We start from the raw sequence: 22,888 nt of genomic DNA, 5'->3' as shown, positions 1-22,888 counted from the left end.
TATCTTATAAAATAATTAATTTTATTTTCCATTACATTATAAACTCTATTTTTAATTCTCCAAATAAACATTATTTTTTATTCTTGTTCTACTCATTAGATTAATAGTTATTTCTATTCTCTCGTTATTAAAGTCATTCATATTTTTTGAACCCTATCAACAAATTCACCTTATTTTGTTTATTGTCAGAACACTTTAAGATGGCTGTCATTAAGAAGTCGCGATAACCTGTTTTGCCTCCTTCTGTGTTTGGGTTGTTGCGATTTCTTTCCTTAATTCGGAGAATAATCATGACCATCAGACAGGTTAATCATATCTATGACGCGCCAAATTCACATTGGGTAGGTAACGGTTTTCCAGTGAGTTCAATGTTTTCTTATCAAGAAAACCCTGAGCAATACAGCCCGTTTCTGCTGATGGACTATGCCGAGCCAACGCTTTTTAAACCAGTAACAAATGCACGTGGGGTTGGAGCGCATCCACACCGTGGATTTGAAACCGTAACCATTGCTTACCAAGGTGAAGTTTCACATCATGACTCAAAAGGCCATGCTGGAACTATTGGTACTGGTGATGTTCAATGGATGACCGCTGCATCTGGCATTTTACATAAAGAGTATCACTCTGAAAAAATGACCAAAGAAGGCGGTACGCTAGAAATGGTGCAGCTTTGGGTAAATTTGCCTACAGCGTATAAAATGACACAGCCTCGTTATCAGGCGATAAAAGCAGAAAATATTCCCCATGTTGAATTACCCAATGCTCAAGGTTATGTCAGAGTCATCGCAGGTGATTATTTGGGAACCCAAGGCGCAGCAAATACCTTTTCGCCAGTAAATGTATGGGATATGCACCTAAATAATGCGGGTATTTCTCATCACCGCATTCCAAACGGCTATAATGCAATGTTATTTGTGGTAAAGGGTGCAGTACATATTAATGACCGCGAAATTGCTCGCCAAAACGAAATGGTTATTTTAGATAACCAGGGTGACACACTAACATTAGAATCAATGGGCGACACTATTGTGCTGATGTTAAGTGGTGAAGCAATTAATGAGCCTGTAGTCGGCCAAGGCCCTTTTGTGATGAATACACAAGAAGAGTTAGCACAAGCATTTGATGATTATGATAATGGGAAGTTTGGTGTATTAGAATAATGATTAATTGCTAATATTTAAGTACTAAAAACAAACAACACCAGTCACAACTCATTGATTTTGTGGCTGGTGTTATTATTTTGTACTGACAAATTTAGTACAAAGGGACAACATTTAGCGAAAAATTAATGTAAACGTGATGATTTGTCAGAATCGTCTTCTTCAGCTTCATCATCGCCATCTTCATCATCATACTCAGCATCAGGATCTTCAAAGTAAGTTCCCCAGCCATCGTAATAGACACCCATTTTTTCAGCTAAATTCATTAACTGTTCAACTTGCGCATCAATAAGTTCTGCATTAAGACCACTTTCACTTACGGCATCAAAACAGACTAAAATTTGCCCTGATTCAACTTCTATTTCTTCAGGTTCTGTCACTTCATAACCCAGTTTAAATACTTCAACGGCTGCTTTTTCTAATGTTTCAAAATCTTCACAAGAGATGTGATGTTCGATAGCATACAGCGCATCGGGATCACTACCATCCTCAAGTAATTCTTCAATAATCAGCCGAGTTTCTTCACATTGTTCTGCTAATTCTTTGCTGTCCGCCATAATCATGCTCCGCAATAGTCTGAAAAGGTATCCGGCTCATTCTCCCACAGCCAGAATCAACACACCATACCTAATCGCGCGCTCGTTAAGTTCTCACTTTCGGTTAAAAGTTTTCTTTCGGGGGTTGTTTGTGAATATTTATTGATATAAATTGAATATAAATTCAATGAAAGGATAGATTTTTTATGAACCCATTTTACCAAAAATCATTTTTGCGGTTGCTAGATTTTTCTCCTACAGAGATCCAGCAATTACTTACGTTATCGGCAAAACTTAAAAAAGCAAAAAAATCAGGTAATGAAATTCAATACCTTACTGGCAAAAATATTGCTTTAATCTTTGAAAAAGACTCAACACGGACTCGTTGTGCTTTTGAAGTCGCTGCATTTGATCAAGGTGCCAGAGTGACTTATCTCGGTGGTGGTAGCCAAATTGGCCATAAAGAATCAATTAAAGATACAGCCCGTGTATTAGGTCGCATGTATGACGGTATTCAATATCGTGGCTATGGGCAAAAAACAGTGGATGCGCTAGCACAATATTCTGGTGTACCGGTTTGGAATGGCTTAACTAATGAGTTTCATCCAACACAATTACTCGCAGATTTATTAACAATAGCAGAGCATCAAACCAAACCATTATCTGACACTGTTTTTGCTTACTTAGGTGATGCTCGTAATAATATGGGAAACACCATGCTAGAAGCAGCCGCATTAACCGGAATGGACTTACGCTTAGTTGCGCCAAAAGCCTGTTGGCCAAATGCAGAACTCGTTGCACAATGCCAAACTATCGCGAGTAAAAATGGTGGAAAGATAACCTTAACAGAAGATGTTGCAGCCGGTGTTAAAAATGCTGATTTTCTCTATACCGATGTTTGGGTTTCCATGGGAGAACCCAAAGACGTTTGGCAAGAACGTATTGCCCTACTCAAGCCTTATCAGGTAAATATGGACGTCATCAAATTAACAGGCAATCCTAACGTTAAATTTTTACACTGTTTACCTGCATTTCATGATGAAGAAACCACGATGGGCAAAACGTTAGCACAAGATTTTAATTTATTTGGTGGCTTTGAAGTGACAGATGAAGTGTTTGAGTCAAAACATAGCATTGTGTTTGATGAAGCAGAAAACCGTCTTCACACCATAAAAGCGGTTATGGTGGCAACTCTTGCAGATCCTTTCTAAAACACATATTCATGCAAAAACACCGTATTTTTTATCCTAAAAAGAGCGGTGTTTTATTCATTTATCTTCAATCTCTTTGATTTTTAAATTAAAAAAATTTATTTTGCAAAAAACAAAAGCAAACGCTTGCGTGCAAATTTAAGATGCGTATAATGCGCCACAATTTGTCAGGAGGAAAGATGAAACAGCGCCTATTCCAGTTTGTCTCAATAAAATGCACCCTACCATCGGGTCGCAAGCGCATTCTCTTTTTTCCAACAATCCTATTTTTTAAAACCCCTCTATTTGAGGGGTTTTTTTTGGCCTGTAAAAAACCATTCATCGCACTATTCCATCTCATCGCACGAGGAGAACTCAAATGACTAATCCGCTCTATCAAAAACATATTATTTCCATTAATGATCTGGACAGGGAAGATTTGGAGTGTGTTCTCCGTGTTGCTGATAAATTAAAGCAGCAACCAAATAATGAATTATTAAAAGAGAAAGTCATTGCAAGCTGCTTTTTTGAAGCATCAACGCGTACTCGCCTCTCTTTTGAAACGGCCATTCATCGCCTTGGTGCATCTGTTGTCGGTTTTGCTGATGGCAGCAATACATCATTAGGTAAAAAAGGGGAAACACTGGCGGATACAATTTCGGTCCTTCGCACTTACGCTGATGCGATAGTCATTCGCCATCCTCAAGAAGGTGCGGCGCGCTTAGCGGCCGAGTTTGCTGGTGATATTCCAGTACTCAATGCAGGTGATGGTGCAAATCAGCATCCAACTCAAACTTTGCTGGATTTATTTACCATCAAAGAAACTCAAGGCCGATTAGATAACCTCAATATCGCAATGGTCGGTGATTTAAAATATGGTCGAACAGTACACTCTCTAGCGCAAGCCTTAGCCAAATTTACAGGAAATCACCTCTATTTTATCGCGCCTAAAGTATTAGCGATGCCAGAACATATACTGCACTTACTTGAGGAAAATGGTGTCGAATATAGCCAACATGAAACGCTTGACGAAGTAATGCCAGAGCTAGATATCCTCTATATGACAAGAGTGCAAAAAGAACGTTTAGACCCTTCTGAATATGCCAACGTGAAAGCACAGTTTGTTTTAACCACTGCTGATTTAACTCATGTGAAAGATAATCTAAAAATTCTTCATCCACTACCACGCATTGATGAAATCACCACTGATGTAGATAAAACCCCTTACGCTTACTATTTTCAACAAGCAGGTAATGGTATCTACGCGCGTCAGGCATTACTTGCCTTAGTTCTGAATAAAACACTGGTTCTTTAATAAGGAGCACACCATGACACATGATCACAAATTAAAAGTTGAAGCAATTAAACGTGGCACTGTGATTGATCATATCCCAGCGCAGGTGGGCTTTAAAATCCTATCGCTCTTTCGCTTAACAGAAACAGACCAAAGAATTACTGTCGGTTTTAACTTACCTTCTGAGAACTTGGGTAAAAAAGATTTAATTAAAATCGAAAACGTGTTTTTAACCTCAGAACAAGCAAACCGTTTAGCGATGTATGCACCACAAGCTACGGTGAATATTATCGACGATTATCAAGTCGTTGATAAAATGGCATTAAGCTTGCCAGAGTTACTTGAAGATGTGGTTCCATGCCCTAATAGCAACTGTATTAGCCATAATGAACCTGTACAGAGCAGCTTCCGCGTTAAAAAGCTAGCCACAGACGTTGTATTAACCTGCAAATATTGCGAAAAAGAATTCGAGCGTCACGCCGTTATTCGCTAAAACCAATGCACTATCTGCTCATTAGGGCAGATAGTTTTTTCTTATATTAACAATACCTAATATAAATCTGTCGACAAATTAAAACTACAATAAAGCAAATTGTAGACATTTGCTCTACATAGAATCGCCAAATTCGTTCTTCTGTTTGATTTCACTTTTTGTCACCATAGCCATCAAGGATATATCCGCAAAACTATTTACTTACTCTCTTTAACAGGGACGAAATATCGTCTTCTGCGGATAGACTTATGCAAACGAAAACTCGCTTATTACTTTTAACGCTGTCACTTGCTGTATTTGGTGTAATTACAACTGAAGTTGCAGTTATTGGACTTTTACCTCAATTAATAGAACAACTTAATATTACTGCACCACAAGTTGGCTTTTTAGTCAGTATTTACGCCATTGTGGTCGCAATTACAGGTCCGGTGATTACTTTATTATTCGGTAAATTTAATCGTAAAACTGTATTGTTGGTTATTATGGCGATCTTTATTGTCTCCAATACTGTTTATGCTTTAACTCATCAATACCATGTTATTTTGCTATTTAGAATTCTGCCTGCATTAACGCATGCCCTATTTTTTGCCATAGCACTAATGGTAGCAGCCAATTCAGTACCCGTTGAAAAATCGGCACATGGTGTCGCAATTGTTTTTTCTGGGGTCGCGGTGGGGATGGTATTAGGTATGCCTTTAAGTGCTTTTATTGCTGAAACTTGGTCGCTTAATATGGCATTTTACTTTGGAGCACTTACCAGCATTATTGCTTTTCTGGGTATTGCTATTTTTGTTCCTTCGATGAAAGTCACACAACCACTAAAAGTTCGTGATCAATTAAAAGTACTAACACAATTTAATGTTTGGTTAAGTATCATAACTGTTACCCTTATTTTTTCTGCTATGTTTGCCGGTTTTAGCTATATCGCTGATTTTTTGGTTAATATCACCGGTTTTTCTAACAATATCACCAGCACATTACTCATTGTTTTCGGTATTAGTGGCTATATAGGTAACTTTATTTTTAGTCATTATTTACAGCAAAATACGATTAAAACCACACTGACTTATCCCATTTTATTTAGCTTAATCTATTTTGTTATTTGGTTAACCGGTGCTCATACATTCGCGATGATCCCATTAATTATTGTTTGGGGAATGCTGCATACTTCTGGGTTAATTGTATGCCAGACTTGGTTAATGCGAGATGCAAAAACGGCACCTGAATTTGCCAATAGTCTTTATATCGCTTTTTCTAATTTAGGTATTACGGTGGGTTCTATGGTAGGTGGTTGGGTTATTTTACACCTAGAACTAAAAATGATTATGTGGGTAGGAATACTTTTTTCATTATTAGCCTTAAGCACAATTTGGTTGCGAATACGCTTACCGTCACCTAATACTCATATTGCTTATCAGTCAGAAAGTTAATTAAATCCCCCTTCTTTCGCCACTTGAAGCAACGCATCTGCAATATAGCGGGTTTTAGGTGGCACATTGCGTCCTTTAGGCCACATCATATGAATAGCCGATTGATATCCTTGCGACTCAGGTAACACTCGTTGTAATTGACCTTTTTTAAGTTTATCGCCAATCATCCATAAAGGCAGTTGAGCAATACCATTACCTTGCAGCGTGGCCTCTAACATTGCATCACCATCCGCCAATTCATAAAAAGGAACAGGGGTATATTGACGAAATGTATTTCCCTCTTTTAATGTCCAATAAAAAGGCGTTTCTTGGCGAAACCCAACAATACAACGATGCGCTGATAACGCATCAATATCTTTAGGATGCCCTTGTTTTTGCAAATATAAAGGTGAGGCACAAAGCACTAATTTTTGAGTCGTGAGTTGTCGTGCAACCACATGAGTACTATCAGGTAAATGGCCGATTCGAATGACGAGATCCACACTTTCATCATGCATATCAATATAGCGTTCACTAAAAGAGACACTCATTTTAAGTTGAGGCTGTTTATCCATCAGCTTAATTAAAATTGGCATAATACATTTACGACCAAAAGCAGCAGGCAAGTCGATACGCAGTTTTCCTGTTAATACAGACTGATGTTCTTGAATTTGATCATTCGCTTGCTCAAGAATAGTCAGTGCCATTTGACATTGCTGGAGGTAATGTTCCCCTTCCGATGTCAAAGTTAAACGCCGCGTTGTTCTTAAAAAGAGAGTGACACCCAGATATTCTTCTAATCGAGTAACACTTTTCCCTACCGCGGACTTTGTTATCCCTAAACGAGAGGCAGCACTAGTAAAGCTCCCTGTTTGAGCCGCGGCAACAAAAGCGGTAATACCAGCAAGTGAGTTAAACTGAAACATAAATTCCTATTACTGTTTTAGCCAAATCTAAAAATAATACTGAGTTTGTTTATTATAGAAGATTTAACCCTTAAATGAATAAAGGCGAGAGAAGCAAAAAATATAAACTTTCAAAAATCCATTATTTATAAAAAAATTTTCTATAAAACCCCCGTTAAACACGATAAAAAATGATGTTATATCGGGATCTTTACTTAAGTTCATTTTCTTTTTATCTACATAGACTTTATGATAAAGCCTGATATCTATCATATTGCTAATACTACCCGCTGGCTATAATAGCAGCGTGCTAACTCAGCGTTAGCGTCAATCTTATAAAAACAGGAGTTATACATGTCTTACGAGATTAATACCGAAAAAGCCCCTGCAGCTATCGGCCCTTATGTACAAGGTGTTGATTTAGGTAATTTAGTTATTACATCAGGCCAATTACCTGTTGACCCTGCTACCGGTGAATTTGTTTCTGACAACGCCGCAGAGCAAGCCCGTCAATCTTTAGAAAATGTGAAAGCGATTATCGAAAAAGCTGGCTTAACTGTTGCTAATATCATCAAAACAACTGTTTTCGTTAAAGATTTAAACGATTTTGGTACAATCAATGCTGCTTATGAAGCATTCTTTAAAGAACACAATGCCGCTTTCCCAGCACGTTCTTGCGTAGAAGTTGCTCGGTTACCAAAAGACGCAAAAGTAGAAATCGAAGTTATCGCTATCCGTTAATTTCGTCACAATTATTTATATTAAAAAAGCAAAGGTCTCTTTCTGAGCACTTTGCTTTTTTTATGTTCTCACTTTTTGATGGATAATTTATCACTTCGCTTTTCGGCACATATTTACAATCTCACCAAGCCCTCGACTTGCCTGATGTAGCAAAAATACCTTGATTTAGATCAGTATTTATGAAGATTATTTCCCTTTCAATTACTATATATTGTGCTTTAATACTTGGCGACATACAACATATAGTAATTATACACATCTTATCCACAATAAGCCTAAATGCAGTGCCATCGCCTGTTTTTATGGGATTTAAGCCTGTGGATAAACAGTTAAGGAGTAGGATTGTGAAAACCATAGTGATAAAACGAGACGGATGTAAAGTCTCTTTTGACCAAACCCGCATCAGCGATGCTATCAAAAGAGCAGCCGTAGCTTGTGAGATCACTGATGATGATTATTGCGAATCTGTCGCTCAATCTGTTTCACAATCTCTCGCAGGACGTTCAAATGTCGATATCCGTGAGATCCAAGACGCCGTAGAAAATCAGCTGATGGCTGGCGAACATAAAGATGTTGCCAGAGCCTATATCGAATACCGTCATGACCGAGATGTTGCCCGTGAACAACGTGGCAGGTTAACTCAGGAAATCCGAGGTCTTATCGAACAAAGTGATGTCTCTATTCTTCATGAAAATGCGAATAAAGACAGTAAGGTTATCCCAACTCAACGCGATTTACTCGCGGGTATTGTGGCTAAACATTACGCAAAATTACATATCCTGCCAAGAGATGTGGTACTAGCTCATGAACGCGGTGAAATTCATTATCATGATCTTGATTATTCGCCATTTTTTCCCATGTTTAACTGTATGCTTATCGACCTTAAAGGCATGTTAACTAATGGGTTTAAGATGGGTAATGCCGAAATTGAGCCACCTAAATCAATTTCAACAGCAACCGCAGTAACAGCACAAATTATAGCGCAAGTTGCTAGCCATATTTATGGTGGTACAACAATAAACCGTATTGATGAAGTACTGGCTCCGTTTGTTAAAGCCAGTTATGAAAAAAACTATCAAGTTGCACAAGAGTGGCAAATTACTGATAAAGAAGCCTATGCTAATGCACGTACTGAAAAAGAGTGTTATGACGCATTCCAATCATTAGAGTATGAAGTAAACACACTGCATACCGCTAATGGACAAACACCTTTTGTTACCTTTGGCTTTGGTCTTGGTACATCGAAAGAAGCACGCCTAATCCAACGTTCTATTTTAGAAAATCGTATGGCTGGCTTAGGTAAAAATCGCAAAACGGCGGTATTTCCTAAACTTGTTTTTGCTATTAAAGATGGGCTAAACCATAAGTTTGGTGATCCTAATTACGATATCAAACAGCTTGCTCTTGAATGTGCAAGTAAACGTATGTATCCCGATATTCTTAATTATGATCAAGTGGTTAAAGTCACTGGCTCGTTTAAAACGCCAATGGGTTGCCGTAGCTTCTTAGGTGTTTACGAAGAAAATGGTGAAATGATCCACGAAGGCCGTAATAATCTTGGTGTTATCAGCTTAAACTTACCACGTATCGCAATAGAAGCTCGAGGAGATGAAACCGCTTTCTGGTCACTACTTGATGATCGCCTCGAATTAGCGAAAAAAGCGTTAATGACACGTATTGCTCGTTTAGAAAATGTGAAAGCACGGGTTGCACCTATTCTTTATATGGAAGGCGCTTGTGGCGTTCGCCTAAAAGCTGATGACAATATTGCTGAAATCTTTAAAAACGGTAGAGCCTCAATTTCACTTGGTTACATTGGTGTTCATGAAACGATTAATGCACTCTTTGGCACTCAAAAACACGTTTTTGACGATGAAGTATTAAGAGAAAAAGCTGTCGCGATTATTAATCGTTTAAGAGAAGCCACCGATCAGTGGAAAGCAGAAACAGGTTATGGCTTTAGCCTTTACAGCACGCCAAGCGAAAATCTGTGTGATCGTTTCTGTCGTTTAGATGCTGCCGAGTTCGGTATATTACCTGGTGTAACGGATAAAGGTTATTACACCAACAGCTTCCACTTAGATGTTGAAAAGAAAGTAAACCCATACGATAAATTGGATTTTGAAGCACCTTACCCTCCTTTAGCGAATGGCGGTTTTATCTGTTATGGCGAATACCCTAACTTACAGCATAACCTCAAAGCCTTAGAAGATGTTTGGGACTATAGCTATACCCGAGTTCCTTACTATGGCACCAATACGCCTATTGATGAGTGTTATGACTGTGGTTTCACTGGTGAGTTTGCTTGTACCAGTAAAGGTTTTACTTGCCCTCGGTGTGGTAATCACAACCCTGCAAGAGTCTCTGTTATTCGCCGTGTATGTGGTTATTTAGGTAGCCCTGATTCACGCCCATTTAATGCAGGTAAGCAAGAAGAAGTTAAGCGTCGAGTAAAACATCTGGCAAATGGTCAGTTAGGTTAAGATTTTGAATTACCATCAGTATTACCCAGTTGATGTGGTTAATGGCCCAGGTACTCGTTGCACCCTGTTTGTTTCAGGGTGCATACACCAATGTCGAGGCTGTTATAACAAATCAACGTGGTCATTAAATTCAGGTAAGCCATTTACCCAAGAAGTGGAAGATCAGATCATTTTTGATCTTCAAGATAACCGTATTAAACGACAAGGATTATCACTTTCAGGTGGCGATCCCCTACACCCTCAAAATCTTTCTGCTATATTAAAATTGGTAAAACGCATTAAAACGGAATGCCCTGAGAAAGATATTTGGGTTTGGACTGGCTATTTACTGGCTGACTTAACCCCAGAGCAGCAAGAAGTCGTTAAGTATATTAACGTACTGATTGATGGGAAGTTCGTACAAGAACTTTATGATCCCGCATTACTGTGGCGTGGTAGTAGTAATCAGGTGATCCATAAATTGAAGTAATACACATTGAATTAACTGGAGGATGTATGCCTTTAAGTGATAATAAATATGTAAGCTTTTCTGAAGATCATGAATTGAACTACCATTTAAAAAAATGGGGTAAAAAGCAGTCTAAAGCGAATCGAGAACAACTCGTGAAGCTAGGCACCGAATTGAAAAAGAAACTCGGTGCTAAACATCTCCAACATACTGAAATTGATGCTGAGATAGAAAAAAACCTTTCATCATTTGAGTAATAGTTAAAAAAACCTGCTGATAATAGTGATATTCTATCGGCAGGTTTTCTTTTTCTAGCTTCCTTTTACTTAATTCTAACTAATCACCTTAGTTATCAAATGCGAATCATTTTCAAAAAAGATAGCAAAATCTATTAATTCTGTTTTATTATTATTGTTCTTAACTATTCTTTTTACGATGATTAACTTTATGAAGTCTCTTATTTTATCTTTATTTTCAGTTGTTTTACTTTCAGGCTGTAACAGTACTTGGGAGCCGAAAGGCGTATCAGACTACACATTACAAGAAGCGAAGCTTCTTTGTGATCTTAATGCCAATACCCGTTATCCAATACGTAAAGAAGTGCTACAACGTACAGTCTATCGTGATGTGCAAAAAACATGTCGCAAAGACGATAAAGATCACTGTGGTGATAAAAAAACCTACACTGAACGTGTGCCTATGACTGAAAGTTATGTAGAAGACATTAACCAAGAAGATAGAAAACTATTCTATACTTCATGTATGTCTTTAAAAGGATGGGAGCAAAAAAATCATTACTTTTGGGAATAAGCAGAAAATATTAATCTCGTTGCCAATAGAGTTTAGTGCCAAAGCCTAAACTATTATTAACCATCTTGATTTCTTGCAATTGTAATTGCCATATGGGGGTATGAATTGCGGCCAACGCGACAGGAAAACGCGAACAATAATGCTGTCTTGCACTCAGTTCTTCAATACCTGTTAGCAAAAACACTGAGCCTGTAAATTGAATACCTTGCAGATTCGAGATACTCATCTCTTGTGTGCTAATACTCCCTGCAACAGATAAATTTTTCTGCATTATTTGAGCGTGACGCGTCTTTTTTTCTGTCAGAAAGATCAGCCGCATTTGCTGCTCATCAAACCAATAAAAACAATTTGCACACCAAATATCTTGCATAGAATTTGTTGTGCACAAAGTAAATACATGGTGTTCGTTTATAAATTGTTTAATTATTTTGAGCGAGTTTATAGGCGACATTATGTACCTGTATAAAATAAAAAGAGACGCTGTTCATCAGATAATTATATCATCAGAACAAGCGTCTTGCGCGTGTCTCTTATTACAGGTTATTTATCGGTAATAAATAAGCTATTAACGATAAATTTGAGCACTAACAGTCAGATATTCGTCACCTGTAGCGCCGATAACTTTATAGCTTGTTGCACCTTGGTCTTTCGCGATTTGTGCAATTTTAGTGGTTAAACCGTCTAAAGTATCATTACCTGAAATAGTGATATACTCACCTGTTGAGGTATGACTTGTAGATACGCTATCAGCAGCGATTGAACCAAATGAAATAGCACTTAAAGCTAATGTTGCAGCGATTAATGTAGATTTTTTCATAATAAACTCCAATTAAATTCTAAGATTTGTTATTTATCGCGGAGTATGTCTCTGTGATGTGATTTATATTATGCACTTTCATTTGACTTTAAAATTAGCAATAATTGCTGTTCTTATTCAAAAAAATTGATTATATTTTTATTGAAATGAGTGATTAACATCACAAAATATTTACAACTCATTGATAAGATTGATAGATTTAACATTAATAAAGCTGTAAATTATTCACCTCAACAATTAAGAAATATAATTTATTAAATAAATTTTCAGCACAAAAAGGGAAAATACGATGCCAAGTGAAGTATGGTCACTTTATATCGTTAGAAATCGTTTAGGACATCTTTATACTGGGATCTCGATTGATGTTGAGCGACGTTTTACTCAGCATGAGAAAGGCGTTGGTGCAAAAGCGTTAAAAGGAAAAGGCCCTTTATCTTTAGAATTTCAATGCAAGATAGGCAGTAAACAACGGGCTTTGCAATTAGAATACCAACTAAAGCAACTGAAAAAAAAGCAAAAAGAAAAGCTGATCACAGACCAGCCTTCAGACATTGCATGCTATTTAGCTCAAAGTTAAACCTGTTATGGTTATATTAGCTAAATTGATCAAACAGCGGTGAGTAATTAACTAAACCGTGGATATCTTCAATGCTGCCATTATCCAACGCATAAATTTGAAATGCGTCTTCAGTATCAGGCCATTTACAGTGAAGCCCTTGTGTTTTAGCTGCAACAAATCCTGATTTTTGATAGTAATCAGGCGAACCTAATACCACTACGGCACCATAACCAAACTCATTTAGGCTATCAAGGCCTTCATTAATAAGCTGGCGGCCAATGCCTTGACCTTGGAACTCTTTAGCCACAGCCAGAGGGGCAAGTCCAACCCACTGACAATCTTTTCCATCAATATCAACAGGCGTAAATCCGATATAGCCCATTACTTGGCCTTCATCATCAACTGCGACCATACCTAATGTCAGCAGCCCTTCTTCTCGTAAATGTCCTACTAAATCAGCTTCAGCATGAGTAGGAAAACTATGGCGCAAAAGGTTATCTATCGCGGGGATATCAACAGGAATTTCAACACGTATTAGCATGAAGTTGAGCTCAGTTCATGGCTGTGTGTGATGTCTTCAGTTGATTCTTGAAGTCCACTTTTCACAAAATCAGCCAGTTGTAATAAACCAAAACGCAACACAGATGGCATTGAATCTAGTTCAATTGCATCCATCAGGTTTTTTACATATAACCCGAGTTCTGTATCGCCCTCAATTTGTAGGCGACGCTGGAAAAAGAGTGTATCTGGATCTTCTTTGCGAGCAGCAATTAAAATAAGATCATTGGCATTTCCGCTAAAGCTGACATCTTCTTTTTCCAAGCGGCTAACAATTAATTTATCATCACGAACACTGATAAACCACTGTAATTGTAAATCCTTAATTTCGATTTTTAGCCATTTATCTTCTAAAAAATGCAAATCACCTTCAGCGAGTGACTCACGAAATTGCCAGCTTAAAAACTGTTCTAAAATATCACGTTGCAGTGCAAATGGCGTAACTTGCAAAGGGTAACGTAAGAAACGGGGGCCATCTTTTACTAGGCGGGTACGAATTTTACTGAACACTTTTTCGGACTCCTTTAAATTAAATAGGGGCTATTGTGCCAGATATAGACGGATATTCTGCGATCCTATATCAATATTCCGTTAATCCGTTGGTCATATTTTGAGTTATCTTATTTTACTTAAGTTAAACGCACTGTTCTCTGCCCTAAATCAAAACCTTTTTTTATCTTGCTAATTACAATTTCTGATCATTTTTAATCTCTAAAGGGAAGTGAAGATGGAATTGTTGTGCCCCGCAGGTAACTTACCTGCACTGAAAGCGGCTATTGATAATGGCGCTGACGCTGTTTATATCGGCTTAAAAGATGATACCAATGCCAGACACTTCGCCGGACTTAATTTCACGGAAAAGAAGCTACAAGAGGCGGTTAATTACGTTCATCGCCACCAGCGAAAATTACACATTGCTATTAATACTTTTGCTCACCCTGATGGCTTTGAACGCTGGCAAAGAGCCGTGGATATGGCGGCATCTCTAGGAGCCGATGCATTGATTTTGGCTGATATTGCGATGCTAGAATATGCCGCGGAGCGCTATCCCCATATAGAGCGACATGTTTCAGTACAAGCCTCAGCAACCAATACTCAAGCTATTGAGTTTTATCAGCGCCATTTTGATGTGGCTCGTGTCGTACTTCCTCGTGTACTTTCTATTCATCAAGTCAAACAATTAGCACAGAGTAGCCCTGTACCTTTAGAAGTATTTGCTTTTGGTAGCTTATGCATTATGGCTGAAGGACGATGTTATCTTTCGTCTTATTTAACTGGCGAATCCCCAAATACGGTTGGCGCTTGCTCGCCAGCTCGTTTTGTTCGTTGGCAACAAACACCACAAGGCATGGAATCGCGTCTGAATAATGTACTCATAGATCGTTATTTACCTGATGAAAATGCGGGTTACCCAACATTATGTAAAGGTCGATACCTTGTTGATGACCAGTGCTATCACGCATTAGAAGAACCCACCAGCTTAAATACACTATCTCTACTGCCTGAGCTTATGGCAATGAATATTGCCTCAGTGAAAATTGAAGGCCGTCAACGTAGCCCCGCTTATGTTACTGAAGTAGCAAGAGTTTGGCGTGCAGCCATTGATCAGTGTAAAAAAGTTCCTCAAGGCTTCAATACCAATCCACGTTGGATGAATGCGTTAGGAAATTTATCAGAAGGAACACAAACAACCTTGGGTGCTTATCACCGAAAATGGCAGTAATAAGGATTTGAAAATGAAATATGCTCTTGGTTCTGTACTTTATTATTGGCAAAAGGCGACGCTTGAAACCTTCTATGAAAAAGCCAAAGCATCAAATGCGGATATTATCTATTTAGGCGAAACCGTATGCAGTAAACGTCGTGAAACAAAACCACAAGATTGGCTAAATATTGCTAAAGAAGTTGCTAAAAGTGGTAAACAAGTCGTTATTTCTACATTAGCACTTTTACAAGCGCCTTCAGAACTTAAAGAGATAACAAAGCTTGTTGATAATGGCGAATTCTTAATAGAGGCTCACGATTTTGGGGTCATCAATATGCTCGCTGAGCGCCATCTACCTTTTGTAGCAGGTCATGGGCTTAATTGTTATAACGCCTATGCGCTGCGGTTATTGCACAAACAAGGAATGATTCGTTGGTGTATGCCTGTCGAGCTTTCTCGTGATTGGTTAAATAATCTTTTAGCACAGTGTGAAACATTGGGTATTAGAGACAAATTTGAAGTTGAAATATTCGCTTATGGGCATTTACCTTTAGCTTATTCAGCGCGTTGTTTTACCGCTCGTTCAGAAGACAGATCAAAAGATGATTGTGAAACCTGCTGTTTAAAATATCCACAAGGCCGCGAAGTATTTTCTCAAGAAAATCAGCAAGTTTTTATACTCAATGGCATACAAACACAAAGTGGCTATTGCTATAACTTAGGTAACGAACAAACCTCAATGGCAGGATTAGTCGATATTGTTCGTCTTTCACCTGAATCAGAAGCTATTTTTGCTACCTTGCAGAAATTTCGCCAAAATGAACAAGGTCAGCAACCTATTACAACAATTCAACACCATGATTGTAATGGTTATTGGCGTAAATTGGCTGGATTGGAGTTGGTTAAGTAGACAATCTAAACCACTCTATTTTATTTCATCATAGAGTGGTCTTATTCTTCCCAAGGTAATTTTGATTGTGGGATTTTAATTAAATCAAATTTTGGGGTTAAATACGCTTTAACTGATAAGATTATAATGTATTACCTACTTGGTTCCACCGCGATGATACATCCAATGACGAAACTGATGAGTGATATGTCTTAACTCACCATTGCGTAGCATTCCTACAAATACGCCCAGCGCGGTGTAAACTAAGCCTAAAATCAACATCATCACGATATCACCCAATATACCTTGGAATGACATACCCATTTGATTAATCCCCGCCATCGCGTTTACAGCCCATGTAGAAGGAAGTGCAGATGAAACAGCGAATACCCAATCAGGCATTGCTTGCAAAGGCCAAATAGTGCCTGAAATATAGAACACAGGCGTGGTAACAAATGCTAGCGTTAAATAAATCATTTCCACACTACGTAAGCATTCTGTGATTAATTTACCTAATCCCAATACTGCTAATAAAAATGGGAAAGTTAACATCCATATTTGATAAAGCGGAGCTTCCTGGCGATAGCCCAATATCCAAGGCCATAATGCAAAAAATACGGTAGATAAAAATAACCAAATAGGAATAAGTGCAGATAATGCACCAAGATAAACAGCTAAAGGCGGTTTACCTTTTGGTGTACTTCTCACAGCAATACTCACTCGGACACAAGCAATTAATAATGAGTGTTGTAATAACATCACTAATAAGCCCGGAAAAACAATTGCCGCAAAGCTCACACCAGGGTTGTACATCGTGATTGTTTCACTTTGAATCGGCTTTAATAATATCTTCGATTGCTCAGCACTGAAACCTGCGTTCTGTAAAATACGATTATTGTAAGAATCTAATAACTGTTGATAGGCAAGCATTAGCTCTTGTTGAATTTGTCCACTGGCTAAACGGTTAGTGGCATCACCAAATACAGGAACAGTGACATCTTTGCCATTGAGTAATTTTTTTTCAAAATTGGTGGGGACAATAATAATGGCAAATAGCTCACGCATAATCATATCGTGACGAGCTTCCTCGAGATTATCGTAATTTTTCACACTCAGTTTGGGTGTAGCATTTAATGAACGAATCAGTGAATAACTAGCAGGACTATGATCTTGATTAATTACCGCAACCGGAAGCTCCCACAACACTGGTTTTGCATAAACTAGACTCATCACACAAAGGGATACAATCAACAACATCCACATTGGCTTTTCTAGCATTGACAATAAGACACGTTTAAACGTTTGAAAATACATCTGCATCATGCAACACCTACCTGTAATTTCAATCGTTTAAAAATACGTTTACGGATCAGGAGTGCAATAGCCACAGGATAAATCAGCAATAACAAGCACACATAGATAATACCTTGTAGCGATACCTCTCTTAAGAAAATATCAAACATCGCATTTAATGCGTGTGTTAAAGGCTCTAAATTAGAAATGATCCGCGCCGGTAAAATCATAGAAAGTTCAGGTACGGCCATACCTGAAAACGCCAAAGCAATACTCACGAGCATACCTATCATACTGTAAGCAGCAATGGCGCTGCTGGTAAATGCAAAGAGCAGTAACCCCACACTCTGTGCAGCTATAATATAAAAGAACCCCACTAACACCATATACAACGGATTACCGTTAACTTTTGCACCTGAAAAGTGTACCAACGCCGCTAACTCAACAATTAATAGAGTGAGAAAAAACAACGTATAAGGAGATAATTTACCAATTAAAGCAAAAGTGAATGGTTTAATATTGAGTAGCATATTGCCTCGTGACAGAGAATAGATAGTACATGTCACGACAAATAGCTGAAGCATATGAATCGTTGCAGCAAATTGTTGATAATAGATATAACTACCACTTGCATTAAAGAGGCTGTCATAAGAGAGAGTCACTTTGGCTAAAGGCGGCACAGGTTTATGCATTTCTTGTGCTAATACCGTGCGATATTGTGCATTTAATTCGGCTATTAACCCACTGAAATCCTGTATGGCGTAACTGCCTGCGGCATAATATAAGCCATTATAATACATACGTACTGTGGGCTGTTTTCCAGCAAGTACCCAATTTTGAAAATGGCGAGGAATAGTAAGAATAGCGTAATCTTGCGCACTACCTAATCTTTCCATTGCTGTGCGTGGATTCCCATCCAAGGTATTTAATTGCGCATGAGAGCCTGCATTTAAGTTACGAATAAGTGTTCTTGATAACGGACTATTATCGTTATTAATTACAGATACTGGTAAATTCAGCAATGTGCCTTCAGAAAAGTTAGCGCTTATTAACGTAAACAACATCAATGGAAACAGCCAACTAAGCCAGTGGAAAACGGGGCTACGAACTGCCATATGAGTTTCTCGCGAAAACGCGCTATTAAATCCTCGCCAAGCTGCCTTTACTCTCATTATTCGTCCTTATTTATCCCAGCGCCATAATGCGCTCATACCCGGACGCAGCCCTTCAATTTGTGTTGTAGGATAAAGTCGAACTTCAAAAGTTTTAAGGTCAAAATCACCCGTTGCACGCGTTGCTCTTTTCGTAGCGTAATCACCCATTGGAGCGATATATCGTACTTGCGCCTCAATTTCTTTATCACCTAATGCAGGAACCACCACTGTAATGCGATCACCTTTGCGGATATCAGCCAAGATATCTTCTCTTAGGTTATAAACAAAATAAGCTTCAGGAATACGAATCAGCGTTGCTAATGGGCTATTTGCATTGAAAAGTTCACCAATCTCAGCAGGAATTGGGCCAACTTCACCATCAACTGGTGCTTTAACTTGTAGATCTTCTTGCTGGATCTTCAATTCAATCAATTGTTGTTCTGCTTGATCTAATGCTGCCGTATATTTATTACGTAACTCAATACGATCACCATTTTTAGCTTCATCAAGATCAGCTTGTGCAGCGCGAACTCGCTGATTCGCTACATCTCTACTGCGTCGAGCATTATCTAACTCTGTAGCAGAAACATAACCTTTATTGGCAACAGCACTAATACGTTGAAAGTCTCTTGCTGCATTAGCAGCCTCAACGCTGGCTTGAGATAAAACAGCGGTTAAATTACGAATGCTCTCTTCTCTTGTACCGTGGAGTGATAAATCTAATTGAGCTTGAGCCTGTGCTTTAGCCGCTTCAAGCGCAGCAACTTGTGCATTAAGTTCAGGGCTTTCTAATGTAATCATTAATTGCCCAGCTTTTACATCATCACCACGCTCAATATGACGCTCAATAACGCGACCTTTTGCTTTAGACGCAACAATAACTTCAGGTGCGTCAACTTCTCCTTGCAGCAATAAATATTGATTATGCGCGCGGAAAAGTATGGCTAATGCGATTAATATCAGCATTAGTAAAATCAGATAAATTGCACTTTTTTTCATATAACGATTAAACCTTAATAGTGAAGCAGAACACTCACTGACAAGTTATATTACACAAAAACATCAAATCCTTTTAAGAATTTTGTGCGCTAGATCACTGATGTAGAGGAATATTTTATTTGATAGTTCGATTAAGTTATTCTTATATCAAAATTTATCACGCAATTAACTATCGCGTTTTATTAAATAAAAAAAGAATGGTGCACCACACTAATGTATGAATTTAACCTTGTTTTGCTGTTATTACAGCAAATGTGCGTTTATCTAATAATTGCTTGGTTTTTAAGCAAAACACCTCTTTTTACGCCACTTTTACAGGTTACAATAAAACTTCCTCATAAGTTAATGTGTTATGTCATCTTCTCTATTTTCTGCATTATGGGCACCTATTTTGGGCTTCATATTAATGATTCCATTGCCAATACTCGAGCCATAGGTTCTGTATTAGGAGGCCTATTGGGTGGCCCTTATGTTGGCGTCCTTGTCGGTTTTACAGGTGGATTACATCGCTATTCTCTTGGTGGTATGACCGCATTTAGCTGTATGGTTTCCACCGTTGCAGAAGGCCTCATTGGTGGTTTAGTTCATCGCCATTACGTTAAACAAGGGCAAATGCATCGCATTTTTAACCCTTGGACAGCGGCATCTGTCACCTTTGTCGCTGAAGTGGTACAAATGAGTATTATTTTATTACTCGCTCGCCCTTTCAATGAAGCTCTTGCCCTAGTTAAAGATATTGCGGCACCTATGATTGTAGCAAACACTATCGGCGCAGCGATGTTTATCCGGATATTGCAAGATAGGCGGGCTATTTTCGAAAAATATACTAGTGCCTTTTCTACTCAAGCTTTAAAAATAGCTGTATGTACTGAGGGTATTTTACGTAAAGGATTTAACCAAGATAATAGTACCCGGGTAGCAAAAGTTATTTATCAAGAGCTTAGAGTGAGTGCCGTTGCTATTACTGACAGAGAAAAGTTACTCGCATTTATTGGTGTAGGCGCCGATCATCACTTACCTGGTACACCTATTTCATCAAAACAGTCTAAACAAGCCATTAATAATAATGAAGTTGTTTATGCTGATGGTAATGAAACGCCTTATCGCTGTACGATTTCTTCTAATTGTAAATTAGGCTCAACCTTAGTTATCCCACTAAGAGGCGAAAATAATCAAGTTATAGGCACAATTAAGCTTTATGAGGCGAAAAATCGTTTATTTAGCTCAATTAATAGAACATTAGGTGAAGGTATAGCAAGTTTATTATCTGCACAAATTCTTGCTGGACAATATGAACGTAATAAACAATCGCTATTAGAATCTGAAATTAAATTATTACACGCACAAGTTAATCCACATTTTCTTTTTAATGCATTAAATACATTACAAGCTGTTATTAGGCGTGATGGTGAACAAGCAAAACAATTAGTCCAATTTTTATCTACATTCTTTCGTAAAAACTTAAAGCGCCCTGAAGCCATAGTCACACTCAGTGATGAAATCGATCACGTAAATGCTTATTTGCAAATTGAAAAAGCTCGTTTTCAAGAAAGATTACAAATAGACATCCATATTCCAGAAAACCTGCAAAATGCACGGCTTCCAGCATTTTCACTTCAGCCTATGGTTGAAAATGCAATAAAACATGGAACATCACAGTTATTAGAAACGGGAAAGGTTACAATCCATGCTTATCAAGAGTGTCATTTAATCATTATCGAAATTTGTGATAATGCGGGTCTTTATCGCCCTCAGTGTCCTTCTCATGAGTTAGGACTAGGTATGAGGCTGGTGGATAAAAGATTAAAGCTGCGCTATGGCGACCTTTATGGCGTTGTTGTTGATTATCAACCTGACGAATTTACTAAGGTCAAAATCTGCTTACCTTTAGAGAAAAGTATGGATAACACAGCATAATAATGAATATATTAATTGTTGATGATGAGCCATTAGCTCGTGAAAATTTACGTTGCTTACTTGAAGTAGAAAAAGATATTCATATCGTAGGGGAATGCAGCAACGCCATTGAAGCTATTGGCGAAATACATCGTAAAAAACCCGATGTCGTCTTTGTTGATATTCAAATGCCTCGTATTACAGGGCTTGAAATGGTAACAATGCTTGATCCTGAGCATCGACCTTATATCGTTTTTTTGACTGCTTTTGAAGAATACGCTATTCAGGCATTTGAAGAACATGCATTTGATTATTTACTTAAGCCACTAGAGCAAGAACGTTTAAGTAAGACACTGAACCGTCTACGCCAAGGAAATAAACAAAATATCGATTTATTAACGCCACCAGAAGAGCGTTTAAAATGTATTCCTTGTACCGGACATAGCCGTATTTGGCTAATGCCAATAGATGACGCAGTATTTGCGACATCAAGACTTAGTGGTGTTTATGTTACCAATAGTCAAGGGCAAGAAGGCTTTACCGAGCTGACATTACGTACATTAGAAATGCGTACACAGCTTGTACGTTGCCATCGTCAATATTTGGTAAATATGGACTACGTGAACGAAATTATTTTTGGCGATAGCGGCCAAGCCGAATTAATATTGCATAATAATAGTAAAATTCCTGTCAGCCGACGTTATTTAAAACCGTTAAAAGAAGCGATAGGTTTAAGTTAATTAAATAGTAATGAAAAAATAAAAGGATATAAAAATAGGATGGAACCGATTTATTTAAGGTATAGCTATTAAAGCCATTCAGGCTGCGCTTGAGCGTGTGAGCATTAATTTGAGTTAATTAATAAAGCTTAATAATGAAGTAAATGGGTATTTAAATAATTATAAATATTTTTCTAAATACTCATTAAAGACTTGTTGATATTGCTGTCGAGTAAAAATAAGTTGTTTAATCGTTCTAATACCATGCTTATCAAGCTCTAATTCATCTTCGCTATCTAAACCATCATCATAAGCAATATTACACCATTTCACATATTCATCATTAATTTCTAAATCACAGGAAATAACAGAACAATAATCACAACCACAATGGCAACGATAAAGTACCAATCGGTTATCTTCTAATTGGGTAAAGATCGGTTTTATGCCTAGATATTGGTCTATTTTATTGCCAATAATTTGGCGATGGTCATAATCAGGAAACAGAGTTTTATCTACAACAAAAATATCAAAATCAAAATTTAAAAAACGCCAATCAGTTTGTTTATTAAAACCAAGCCATTCATCTAATGCTTTTCCATCAATATAAAAATTAAAATAATAATTTTGAGTTTCAGTATCTAACTCAATACAACGTAATTCTAATTGATTGGTTTGATTCCATGGCATTGATTTCCTTATTCCTCATATTGATAAATACAGTTCGTTATACTCCTTTTGTATCATCCAAATAGGCATAAAAAAACCAGTCCATTTTCACAGACTGGTTTTTATTTTCATCACTAATTCAGATTAAAACTGAATTAATA

At 37.8% G+C, this 22,888-nt stretch carries 25 protein-coding genes; 15 read left to right on the top strand and 10 right to left on the bottom strand.

Features of this window, described 5'->3' with window-relative positions:
* Positions 1-296: 296 nt before the first annotated feature.
* Positions 297-1,160: a pirin family protein gene (locus PH4a_RS08705; RefSeq protein ID WP_208730492.1), complete on the top strand. Its 864-nt coding sequence runs from the start codon at positions 297-299 to the stop codon at positions 1,158-1,160.
* Between the two features lie 125 nt (positions 1,161-1,285).
* Here PH4a_RS08705 and rraB read toward each other — a convergent pair whose 3' ends face one another.
* On the bottom strand, positions 1,286-1,717 hold the full coding sequence (gene rraB / locus PH4a_RS08700) for a ribonuclease E inhibitor RraB (protein ID WP_129039177.1): 432 nt from the start codon (positions 1,715-1,717) through the stop codon (positions 1,286-1,288).
* 185 nt (positions 1,718-1,902) lie between these two features.
* Here rraB and argF point away from each other — a divergent pair, with 185 nt between their 5' ends.
* The 4 genes from argF (at position 1,903) to PH4a_RS08675 (ending at position 6,103) form a co-directional block, all read left to right on the top strand.
* Entirely contained in the window at positions 1,903-2,907 is a 1,005-nt protein-coding gene (argF, locus tag PH4a_RS08695) for an ornithine carbamoyltransferase (RefSeq protein WP_129039175.1), read from the top strand.
* Positions 2,908-3,265: 358 nt separating this feature from the next.
* Positions 3,266-4,201, top strand: a complete 936-nt coding sequence (pyrB, locus tag PH4a_RS08685) for an aspartate carbamoyltransferase (RefSeq protein ID WP_064718663.1) — start codon at positions 3,266-3,268, stop codon at positions 4,199-4,201.
* Between the two features lie 13 nt (positions 4,202-4,214).
* Positions 4,215-4,673, top strand: a complete 459-nt coding sequence (gene pyrI / locus PH4a_RS08680) for an aspartate carbamoyltransferase regulatory subunit (protein ID WP_064718662.1) — start codon at positions 4,215-4,217, stop codon at positions 4,671-4,673.
* Positions 4,674-4,921: 248 nt separating this feature from the next.
* Positions 4,922-6,103, top strand: coding sequence for an MFS transporter (locus tag PH4a_RS08675; RefSeq protein WP_129039173.1), 1,182 nt, complete (start codon positions 4,922-4,924; stop codon positions 6,101-6,103).
* Here the strand turns inward: PH4a_RS08675 and PH4a_RS08670 are convergent.
* The gene (locus PH4a_RS08670; protein WP_129039171.1) at positions 6,100-7,008 is read right to left on the bottom strand and encodes a LysR substrate-binding domain-containing protein; all 909 of its coding nucleotides are present in this window, start codon (positions 7,006-7,008) and stop codon (positions 6,100-6,102) included. The genes PH4a_RS08675 and PH4a_RS08670 overlap by 4 nt on opposite strands.
* Positions 7,009-7,341: 333 nt before the next feature.
* Here PH4a_RS08670 and PH4a_RS08665 point away from each other — a divergent pair, with 333 nt between their 5' ends.
* The 5 genes from PH4a_RS08665 to PH4a_RS08640 all read left to right on the top strand — a co-directional run bounded on the left by PH4a_RS08665 (position 7,342) and on the right by PH4a_RS08640 (position 11,469).
* Positions 7,342-7,728: a RidA family protein gene (locus PH4a_RS08665; protein WP_004246200.1), complete on the top strand. Its 387-nt coding sequence runs from the start codon at positions 7,342-7,344 to the stop codon at positions 7,726-7,728.
* A gap of 344 nt (positions 7,729-8,072) precedes the next feature.
* Complete coding sequence (gene nrdD / locus PH4a_RS08655; RefSeq protein ID WP_129039169.1) at positions 8,073-10,211, top strand: anaerobic ribonucleoside-triphosphate reductase; 2,139 nt, start codon at positions 8,073-8,075, stop codon at positions 10,209-10,211.
* A 4-nt stretch (positions 10,212-10,215) separates the two neighbouring features.
* Positions 10,216-10,680 (top strand): anaerobic ribonucleoside-triphosphate reductase-activating protein, encoded by a 465-nt coding sequence (gene nrdG / locus PH4a_RS08650; protein ID WP_064718657.1) that lies wholly within the window; start codon positions 10,216-10,218, stop codon positions 10,678-10,680.
* 26 nt (positions 10,681-10,706) lie between these two features.
* Positions 10,707-10,916 carry a hypothetical protein gene (locus PH4a_RS08645; protein ID WP_023583554.1) on the top strand — a complete coding sequence of 70 codons (210 nt, stop codon included), beginning with the start codon at positions 10,707-10,709 and terminating at the stop codon, positions 10,914-10,916.
* A 190-nt stretch (positions 10,917-11,106) separates the two neighbouring features.
* Complete coding sequence (locus tag PH4a_RS08640; RefSeq protein ID WP_129039167.1) at positions 11,107-11,469, top strand: hypothetical protein; 363 nt, start codon at positions 11,107-11,109, stop codon at positions 11,467-11,469.
* 10 nt (positions 11,470-11,479) lie between these two features.
* Here the strand turns inward: PH4a_RS08640 and PH4a_RS08635 are convergent, their stop codons facing one another.
* Positions 11,480-11,920, bottom strand: a complete 441-nt coding sequence (locus PH4a_RS08635; protein ID WP_129039165.1) for a YhbP family protein — start codon at positions 11,918-11,920, stop codon at positions 11,480-11,482.
* 114 nt (positions 11,921-12,034) lie between these two features.
* The gene (locus tag PH4a_RS08630) at positions 12,035-12,286 is read right to left on the bottom strand and encodes a YdgH/BhsA/McbA-like domain containing protein (protein WP_064718654.1); all 252 of its coding nucleotides are present in this window, start codon (positions 12,284-12,286) and stop codon (positions 12,035-12,037) included.
* A gap of 289 nt (positions 12,287-12,575) precedes the next feature.
* On the opposite strand from PH4a_RS08630, the gene PH4a_RS08625 reads away from it, so the two are divergent.
* The gene (locus PH4a_RS08625) at positions 12,576-12,863 is read left to right on the top strand and encodes a GIY-YIG nuclease family protein (protein ID WP_064718653.1); all 288 of its coding nucleotides are present in this window, start codon (positions 12,576-12,578) and stop codon (positions 12,861-12,863) included.
* Between the two features lie 16 nt (positions 12,864-12,879).
* Here the strand turns inward: PH4a_RS08625 and PH4a_RS08620 are convergent, their stop codons facing one another.
* Both PH4a_RS08620 and ubiT read right to left on the bottom strand, forming a co-directional pair.
* Positions 12,880-13,386, bottom strand: a complete 507-nt coding sequence (locus PH4a_RS08620; RefSeq protein ID WP_129039163.1) for a GNAT family N-acetyltransferase — start codon at positions 13,384-13,386, stop codon at positions 12,880-12,882.
* Complete coding sequence (gene ubiT, locus PH4a_RS08615; protein ID WP_064718651.1) at positions 13,380-13,913, bottom strand: ubiquinone anaerobic biosynthesis accessory factor UbiT; 534 nt, start codon at positions 13,911-13,913, stop codon at positions 13,380-13,382. The genes PH4a_RS08620 and ubiT overlap by 7 nt, the downstream gene beginning before the upstream one ends.
* A 217-nt stretch (positions 13,914-14,130) precedes the next feature.
* On the opposite strand from ubiT, the gene ubiU reads away from it, so the two are divergent.
* Positions 14,131-15,126 (top strand): ubiquinone anaerobic biosynthesis protein UbiU, encoded by a 996-nt coding sequence (ubiU, locus tag PH4a_RS08610; protein ID WP_129039161.1) that lies wholly within the window; start codon positions 14,131-14,133, stop codon positions 15,124-15,126.
* A gap of 13 nt (positions 15,127-15,139) precedes the next feature.
* Positions 15,140-16,018, top strand: a complete 879-nt coding sequence (locus tag PH4a_RS08605) for a U32 family peptidase (RefSeq protein WP_129039158.1) — start codon at positions 15,140-15,142, stop codon at positions 16,016-16,018.
* Between the two features lie 135 nt (positions 16,019-16,153).
* Here the strand turns inward: PH4a_RS08605 and PH4a_RS08600 are convergent, their stop codons facing one another.
* Genes PH4a_RS08600 through PH4a_RS08590 form a run of 3 tightly spaced genes read right to left on the bottom strand, consistent with a single transcriptional unit; the run spans position 16,154 to position 19,443 of the window.
* On the bottom strand, positions 16,154-17,317 hold the full coding sequence (locus tag PH4a_RS08600) for an ABC transporter permease (protein ID WP_064718648.1): 1,164 nt from the start codon (positions 17,315-17,317) through the stop codon (positions 16,154-16,156).
* Positions 17,317-18,462 carry an ABC transporter permease gene (locus tag PH4a_RS08595; RefSeq protein ID WP_064718647.1) on the bottom strand — a complete coding sequence of 382 codons (1,146 nt, stop codon included), beginning with the start codon at positions 18,460-18,462 and terminating at the stop codon, positions 17,317-17,319. The genes PH4a_RS08600 and PH4a_RS08595 overlap by 1 nt, the downstream gene beginning before the upstream one ends.
* A 9-nt stretch (positions 18,463-18,471) precedes the next feature.
* The gene (locus PH4a_RS08590) at positions 18,472-19,443 is read right to left on the bottom strand and encodes an HlyD family secretion protein (protein WP_129039156.1); all 972 of its coding nucleotides are present in this window, start codon (positions 19,441-19,443) and stop codon (positions 18,472-18,474) included.
* Between the two features lie 213 nt (positions 19,444-19,656).
* Between PH4a_RS08590 and PH4a_RS08585 the strand changes: the two genes are divergently transcribed.
* Together PH4a_RS08585 and btsR are read left to right on the top strand one after the other, a co-directional pair.
* Positions 19,657-21,360, top strand: coding sequence for a sensor histidine kinase (locus PH4a_RS08585; RefSeq protein WP_129039154.1), 1,704 nt, complete (start codon positions 19,657-19,659; stop codon positions 21,358-21,360).
* Positions 21,361-21,362: 2 nt separating this feature from the next.
* The gene (gene btsR, locus PH4a_RS08580) at positions 21,363-22,079 is read left to right on the top strand and encodes a two-component system response regulator BtsR (protein WP_064718644.1); all 717 of its coding nucleotides are present in this window, start codon (positions 21,363-21,365) and stop codon (positions 22,077-22,079) included.
* 159 nt (positions 22,080-22,238) lie between these two features.
* Here btsR and PH4a_RS18175 read toward each other — a convergent pair whose 3' ends face one another.
* A complete protein-coding gene (locus tag PH4a_RS18175) occupies positions 22,239-22,748 on the bottom strand; it encodes a hypothetical protein (RefSeq protein ID WP_208730502.1) in 510 nt (169 codons plus the stop codon).
* Between the last annotated feature and the right edge of the window lie 140 nt (positions 22,749-22,888).

The sequence above is a fragment of the Proteus hauseri genome (assembly GCF_004116975.1).
Classification (GTDB): Bacteria; Pseudomonadota; Gammaproteobacteria; order Enterobacterales; family Enterobacteriaceae; genus Proteus; species Proteus hauseri.
The sequence above is the reverse complement of the archived record's forward strand: the minus strand, read 5'-3'. Positions and strand labels throughout refer to the sequence as shown.

Excerpts from the sequence above, each read along its gene's own strand:
- rraB (WP_129039177.1), bottom strand. The coding sequence starts at position 1,717 with ATGGCGGACAGCAAAGAATTAGCAGAACAATGTGAAGAAACTCGGCTG.
- argF (WP_129039175.1), top strand. The coding sequence starts at position 1,903 with ATGAACCCATTTTACCAAAAATCATTTTTGCGGTTGCTAGATTTTTCT.
- pyrB (WP_064718663.1), top strand. The coding sequence starts at position 3,266 with ATGACTAATCCGCTCTATCAAAAACATATTATTTCCATTAATGATCTG.
- pyrI (WP_064718662.1), top strand. The coding sequence starts at position 4,215 with ATGACACATGATCACAAATTAAAAGTTGAAGCAATTAAACGTGGCACT.
- PH4a_RS08675 (WP_129039173.1), top strand. The coding sequence starts at position 4,922 with ATGCAAACGAAAACTCGCTTATTACTTTTAACGCTGTCACTTGCTGTA.
- PH4a_RS08670 (WP_129039171.1), bottom strand. The coding sequence starts at position 7,008 with ATGTTTCAGTTTAACTCACTTGCTGGTATTACCGCTTTTGTTGCCGCG.
- PH4a_RS08665 (WP_004246200.1), top strand. The coding sequence starts at position 7,342 with ATGTCTTACGAGATTAATACCGAAAAAGCCCCTGCAGCTATCGGCCCT.
- PH4a_RS08645 (WP_023583554.1), top strand. The coding sequence starts at position 10,707 with ATGCCTTTAAGTGATAATAAATATGTAAGCTTTTCTGAAGATCATGAA.
- PH4a_RS08640 (WP_129039167.1), top strand. The coding sequence starts at position 11,107 with ATGAAGTCTCTTATTTTATCTTTATTTTCAGTTGTTTTACTTTCAGGC.
- PH4a_RS08635 (WP_129039165.1), bottom strand. The coding sequence starts at position 11,920 with ATGTCGCCTATAAACTCGCTCAAAATAATTAAACAATTTATAAACGAA.
- PH4a_RS08630 (WP_064718654.1), bottom strand. The coding sequence starts at position 12,286 with ATGAAAAAATCTACATTAATCGCTGCAACATTAGCTTTAAGTGCTATT.
- PH4a_RS08625 (WP_064718653.1), top strand. The coding sequence starts at position 12,576 with ATGCCAAGTGAAGTATGGTCACTTTATATCGTTAGAAATCGTTTAGGA.
- PH4a_RS08620 (WP_129039163.1), bottom strand. The coding sequence starts at position 13,386 with ATGCTAATACGTGTTGAAATTCCTGTTGATATCCCCGCGATAGATAAC.
- ubiU (WP_129039161.1), top strand. The coding sequence starts at position 14,131 with ATGGAATTGTTGTGCCCCGCAGGTAACTTACCTGCACTGAAAGCGGCT.
- PH4a_RS08605 (WP_129039158.1), top strand. The coding sequence starts at position 15,140 with ATGAAATATGCTCTTGGTTCTGTACTTTATTATTGGCAAAAGGCGACG.
- PH4a_RS08600 (WP_064718648.1), bottom strand. The coding sequence starts at position 17,317 with ATGCAGATGTATTTTCAAACGTTTAAACGTGTCTTATTGTCAATGCTA.
- PH4a_RS08595 (WP_064718647.1), bottom strand. The coding sequence starts at position 18,462 with ATGAGAGTAAAGGCAGCTTGGCGAGGATTTAATAGCGCGTTTTCGCGA.
- PH4a_RS08590 (WP_129039156.1), bottom strand. The coding sequence starts at position 19,443 with ATGAAAAAAAGTGCAATTTATCTGATTTTACTAATGCTGATATTAATC.
- PH4a_RS08585 (WP_129039154.1), top strand. The coding sequence starts at position 19,657 with ATGTATGAATTTAACCTTGTTTTGCTGTTATTACAGCAAATGTGCGTT.
- btsR (WP_064718644.1), top strand. The coding sequence starts at position 21,363 with ATGAATATATTAATTGTTGATGATGAGCCATTAGCTCGTGAAAATTTA.
- PH4a_RS18175 (WP_208730502.1), bottom strand. The coding sequence starts at position 22,748 with ATGCCATGGAATCAAACCAATCAATTAGAATTACGTTGTATTGAGTTA.